The organism is Buchnera aphidicola (Aphis craccivora) (assembly GCF_005082145.1).
Taxonomy (GTDB): Bacteria; Pseudomonadota; Gammaproteobacteria; order Enterobacterales; family Enterobacteriaceae; genus Buchnera; species Buchnera aphidicola_U.
On sequence record NZ_CP034898.1, the window covers coordinates 1 to 6,140 of the forward strand.

Consider the following 6,140-nt stretch of genomic DNA (forward strand, 5'->3'; position numbering starts at 1 on the left):
TTCATAAGCAAGGGAGACATATTTGATAATATGTCTCCCTTGCTTATGAAATTTTTATTGTGTAAATTTATTTATTAATATTTATTATTTTAAACTCTGAGATAAAATTATGAATTCAAAAATTATTATTTTTGATACTACTTTACGTGATGGAGAACAAGCATTACAAGCAAGTCTAAGTGTCAAACAAAAACTACAAATTGCATTATCTCTAGAAAATTCAGCTATAGATATTATTGAAGTTGGATTTCCTATTTCTTCACCAGGAGATTTTACGTCTGTTCAAGAAATATCTAAAAAAATTAAAAATAGCAAAATATGTAGTTTAGCTCGTTGTATAAATAAAGATATTGATGTTGCGGCAGAAGCAATGTCGTATTCAGATTCATTTAGAATACATATTTTTTTAGCAACTTCAACATTACATATGGAATCAAAATTAAATAAAAGTTTTGATCAAATTATAGATATGTCGATATCTTCTGTAAAAAGAGCGCTACGTTACACAGATGACATTGAATTTTCTTGTGAGGATGCAAGCAGAACTACTCCAGATAATCTATGTAGAATTGTCGAAAAATTAATAAATTCAGGAGTTAAAACAATTAATATACCAGATACAGTAGGATATACAGTACCTAATGAATTATCATCCATTATTAAAAATTTATTTCAACGTGTTCCTAACATTGATAAATCTATTATTTCAGTACATTGTCATAATGATTTGGGTATGGCAGTGGGAAATTCAATATCTGCTATACAAGCAGGTGCTAGACAAATAGAAGGAACTATAAACGGAATTGGAGAAAGGGCTGGTAATACAGCACTAGAAGAAGTAATTATGGCAATTAAGGTTAGACAAGATATTTTAAAAGTATCCACTAATATCAAGCATAAAGAAATATATCGTACTAGTAAAATTATCAGTCAAATTTGCAATATGCCTATTCCACCTAATAAAGCAATAGTAGGTAGTAATGCATTTGCTCATTCTTCTGGAATTCATCAAGATGGTGTCCTAAAAAATAGAAAAAATTATGAAATTATGGAACCGAGTAGCATTGGACTAAAAGAAGTTAAATTGAATTTAACATCTAGATCAGGTAGAGCTGCTGTAAAACATTATATGACAGAAATGGGTTACAAAGAAACAGACTATAATATGGATGAATTATATACAGCATTTCTGAAATTAGCAGATAAAAAAGGACAAGTTTTTGATTATGATTTAGAAGCATTAGCATTTTTTAATACACAACAAAATGAATCAGAATATTTTTCACTCTCTTTTTTTAGTGTTCAATCTATTTCTAATGGTTTATCAACTGCTTCAGTTAAGTTGCTTTGTGGGGGAAACAAATTCATAGAATCTGCTACTACAAGTAATGGTCCAGTAGATGCTATTTATCAAGCTATAAATAGAATTACACATTTCCCTATAATTTTGCAAAAATACCAATTAATAGCCAAAGGAAAAGGAGAAGATGCTTTAGGCCAAGTTAATATTTTAGTTCAATATAAAAAAAGAAAATTTCATGGTGTTGGTTTAGCAACTGATATTATTGAATCTTCTGCACAAGCTATGATTAATGTTTTAAATACTATATGGAAAGTTAACCAGGTAAATAAAAAATTAAAAAATTTAAAAAGAATAAATAATTAAATTTTTTAATTTTAGTTTATTCAATTTTTTGAATCGGAAATATTTGATATGAAAAAAAAATTTCGTATTGCAGTTTTACCAGGAGATGGTATAGGTCCTGAAGTTATGCAAGAAGCATATAAAATTTTAAATATATTAGAAAAATATTTTTTTTTATCTTTAACAATAAATGAATTCGATATTGGTGGTATAGCTATTGATAAAGAAGGTGTAGCTTTACCTCAAAAAACAATAGTTGGTTGTGAAAATTCTGATGCAATTTTATTTGGTTCAGTAGGAGGTGAAAAGTGGAATTTTTTACCATCTGAATTACAGCCTGAAAGAGCTTCTTTATTACCTCTTAGAAAACATTTTAATCTTTTTTGTAATTTAAGACCAGCTAAATTGTATTCAGAACTTAAACATTTATCACCCCTTCGAGATGAAATTGTTAATGATGGATTTGATATATTATGTATTAGAGAATTAACTGGAGGTATTTATTTCGGAGATAAAAAAGGTAGATTTGTTAACAAAAATAATACATATGCATTTGATACAGAAATTTATTATGATTTTGAGATTCACCGCATTGCTAACTTAGCTTTTCAAATTGCTCGTTCTAGAAGAAAAAAAGTTTGTTCAATTGATAAAGCTAATGTTCTTGAAAGTTCTTTTTTGTGGAGAGAAATAGTACATAAAGTTTCTAAAAATTATTCTGATGTTAAATTATCTCATTTGTATATTGACAATGCTTCTATGCAGCTTATTAAAAATCCAAATCAATTTGATATTCTTCTTTGTTCTAATCTTTTTGGTGATATTCTTTCTGATGAATGCGCTATGTTAACTGGATCTATCGGTATGTTACCTTCAGCAAGTTTGAACGAAAAAAATTTTGGTTTATATGAACCTGCTGGTGGTTCTGCTCCTGATATTAAAGGTCTTAATATTGCTAATCCTATAGCACAAATACTTTCTGTTTCTATGTTAGTTAGATATAGCATGAATTTACCTGAAATAGCAAATAAAATTGATTATTCTGTTCGTCGTTCTTTACTGGAAGGGTATAGAACAATAGATATATCTAACGGTCGAGATTATATAAAAACTAGTGAAATGGGTGATGTTATTGCTAAATTTTTAATAGATGGAAGATAAAATGAAAAAAACTTTATATGAAAAAATATATGATTCTCATATTGTACATAAAGAAAAAGAAAATATTTCTATTTTATATATAGATTTACATTTATTACATGAGGTTACATCACCACAAGCTTTTGATGCATTACGCAAGAAAAACCGACTTGTTCGTCAACCTAAAAAAACATTTGCTACAATGGATCATAATGTTTCAACAATAAGTAAAGATATTGATGCATCAGGTTCTATGGCAAAAATACAAATGCAACAGTTAATTAAAAATTGTAATGAATTTAATATATCATTATATGATTTAAATAATTTAAATCAGGGAATTGTTCATGTAATAGGTCCTGAAAATGGAATGACTTTACCTGGTATGACTATAGTTTGTGGTGATTCTCATACATCAACTCACGGTGCATTTGGTGCATTAGCTTTTGGGATTGGAACATCAGAAGTTGAACATGTTCTTGCAACACAAACATTAAAACAACAACGCTTCAAAAATATGAAGATTGAAATAATTGGTAGAATTAAGAATTTTATTACTGCTAAGGATATTATTTTATTTACTATAGGTCAATTAGGAACTTCTGGCGGATCTGGTTATGTAATTGAATTTTGTGGAAATATAATTAAAAATATGACTATGGAAGAACGAATGACAATTTGTAACATGGCAATTGAAATGGGTGCTAAATCTGCATTAATCGCACCTGATGAAACGACATATTCATATCTAAAAAATAAATTATATTCACCTCATGGACAGTTTTGGACAGAAGCAGTTAATTATTGGAAAACATTAAAAACAGATGAAGATGCTGTATTTGAAAAAGAATTGATTATTGATGTTACTAATTTATCCCCTCAAATAACTTGGGGTACTAGTCCAGATCAGGTTTTATCGGTTAATCAAAAAATACCAAATTATGAATTTTTTAATGATCCTATAAAACGAGATTTAGCTAAATCTGCATGTAATTATATGGATTTAAAACCAGGTATATGTTTAACAGATATTAAAATTGATAAAGTTTTTATTGGATCTTGTACAAATTCTCGTATAGAAGATTTAAGATTAGCTGCTAAGATATTAAAAAATAAAAAAATTTCAACTAATGTAAAAGCTATTGTTGTTCCTGGATCAGGTTTAGTAAAAAAAGAAGCTGAAAATGAAGGATTAGATAAAATTTTTATTAATGCAGGATTTGAATGGAGGTTACCTGGTTGTTCAATGTGTTTAGGTATGAATGATGATAAATTAGGTAATGGCGAACGTTGTGCTTCTACTAGCAATCGTAATTTTGAAGGTCGTCAGGGTAGGGGCGGTAGAACACATTTAGTTAGTCCTGTTATGGCTGCTGCTGCTGCTATATATGGAAAATTCGTTGATGTAAGAAATTTAAAATAGTGAGATGAATTTAAAATGTTTAAATTTACTGAAGAATATAAAGGCACCGTTTTACCTTTAAACATATCTAATGTAGATACAGATGCGATTATTCCTAAACAATTTTTACAAAAAGTAAACAAAACAGGTTTTGGTAAATATTTATTTCATGATTGGAGATATTTTGATAAAAATCAATGTAATTTAAATCCTAATTTTATTTTAAATAAAAAAATTTATAAAAATGCTAGTATTTTATTAACTCAAGATAATTTTGGATGTGGTTCATCGAGGGAACATGCTGTTTGGGCTTTATTGGATTATGGTTTTAAAGTAATAATTGCCCCTAGTTTTTCTGATATTTTTTATAATAATTGCTTTAATAATAAATTATTATTAATTATTTTAAAAAAAATGGAAGTTAATTATTTGTTTGATTTAATTAATAAAGAAAAGATCATTCAATTAAGTATTAATTTAATAAATAATAAAGTAAGTTTTAAAGATAAAAATTTTTTATTTAATTTAAATGATTTTCAACGTTTTTATTTATTAAATGATTTAGATAGTATAGATTTAACTATGCAATTAAATAATAAAATTAAAACTTATGAAAATAAGATACCTTCTTTTTTGTTAAAAAGAAAAGAATTTAGTGTTTAAAATTTTAAATAGCGAAATTTTTTTAAAATTCGCTATTTTTTATGTTATATATTTTTTTTTTTTTGTTTTTAAAGAATATGTTATTTTGCATTTATTACATAGAAAGCATTTATAAAAAAAAATAATATGCATTTATTATATTTAAAAAAAAAAAAATAGTAATTTCTTAATAAAAAATTTGAATAATATGATTATTTTAAAATTTTTGAATAAAATTTAATTTATTTTTAATAGATTATTAATGAAAAGAATAGAGATGAGATTAAAAAATTTATATTTTTGTATAAAAAATTTTTTTAATTATCAGGATATGTATTTGTTGCTATTTTTCGTAAATAATAATAGCTAATGTTTACTTGTTTTTTTAATCCACTGGGGCCCATTTTTGTTAATTCGCTAATAGAATATTTACCTACTAGAGCTTGGAGAATTTTTTGTCTTGCTTCTTTTTCATCTAAAGCAATTAAACGTTGTGCATTTCTTTTCTTTTTATAAAAAGCATGTTTAGATATTCTGTATTTAAAGAGATTTCTCATTTGAGCATCTTTAGCTTTTGTTTTTGCTTCGGAAATTGTTATAGGCTTTAATCCTTGAGTGATAAGATTTTTGTTAATCCATCCTAATTGTTGTTTTTTAGCGTTTATTAATTTTTTTTCAGAAACATCAAAAAGCATAAAAAATAGCGGAGTAAGCGTTATCATTTTAGGCATATAGTTTCCTAATACTTTATCCCATATTTTTTTGCAAGTTACAAAACCCATAGGCTCCATAAAATGTGTAATTAGTCTAGATGCACGTGTGATTGATTTATTTCCCGTTTTTGATATTGTAGATAATCCGCATTCATCTGATAATTGTTCTACTGATGCTTGTACTAATTCTGATGAAATGTTAAAATGATATATCATAGCTAGAACCATTGCTCTCATAGCACATGCTCGATGTTCATTTAGCCTTCTAGTTCTTTTTATTGGAAGACCAGTTTTAATATCTTTGGGTTGAATCACATAATTTAATTCGCATCGTGCTACATCTATTTCTGATGCTTTTTTCATTGCAAAGTAAATGAACGACGGTCGACGTTTATCGTTTTTAGGTGGTGTAAAAATTGGATTTTTATTGTTTATATAATTTTTTCTAAATGACATAATAAAATTTTTTTTAAAAAGTTATGTAAAATTTGAGTGTATAAATTAATTGAATTTCTTAAAATTATGTCTTAATAATATATATTTAACATAAATTAAAAATTTTTTCAATATAATTTAAAAATTTTTATATAATTAAGAA

5 protein-coding genes are annotated in these 6,140 nt (G+C 26.1%); 4 read left to right on the plus strand and 1 reads right to left on the minus strand.

Annotation, left to right across the window (positions count from 1 at the left end; translation table 11 throughout):
- The first annotated feature begins 109 nt into the window (after window positions 1-109).
- Genes leuA through leuD form a run of 4 tightly spaced genes read left to right on the plus strand, consistent with a single transcriptional unit; the run spans window position 110 to window position 4,850 of the window.
- Complete coding sequence (gene leuA, locus D9V60_RS03090; protein ID WP_158360886.1) at window positions 110-1,666, plus strand: 2-isopropylmalate synthase; 1,557 nt, start codon at window positions 110-112, stop codon at window positions 1,664-1,666.
- A gap of 48 nt (window positions 1,667-1,714) precedes the next feature.
- Window positions 1,715-2,806, plus strand: coding sequence for a 3-isopropylmalate dehydrogenase (leuB, locus tag D9V60_RS03095; protein WP_158360887.1), 1,092 nt, complete (start codon window positions 1,715-1,717; stop codon window positions 2,804-2,806).
- Between the two features lies 1 nt (window position 2,807).
- Entirely contained in the window at window positions 2,808-4,208 is a 1,401-nt protein-coding gene (gene leuC / locus D9V60_RS03100; protein ID WP_187308344.1) for a 3-isopropylmalate dehydratase large subunit, read from the plus strand.
- Window positions 4,209-4,223: 15 nt separating this feature from the next.
- The gene (leuD, locus tag D9V60_RS03105; protein WP_158360889.1) at window positions 4,224-4,850 is read left to right on the plus strand and encodes a 3-isopropylmalate dehydratase small subunit; all 627 of its coding nucleotides are present in this window, start codon (window positions 4,224-4,226) and stop codon (window positions 4,848-4,850) included.
- Between the two features lie 296 nt (window positions 4,851-5,146).
- Here leuD and repA read toward each other — a convergent pair whose 3' ends face one another.
- On the minus strand, window positions 5,147-5,998 hold the full coding sequence (repA, locus tag D9V60_RS03110) for a plasmid replication initiator RepA (protein ID WP_158360890.1): 852 nt from the start codon (window positions 5,996-5,998) through the stop codon (window positions 5,147-5,149).
- Between the last annotated feature and the right edge of the window lie 142 nt (window positions 5,999-6,140).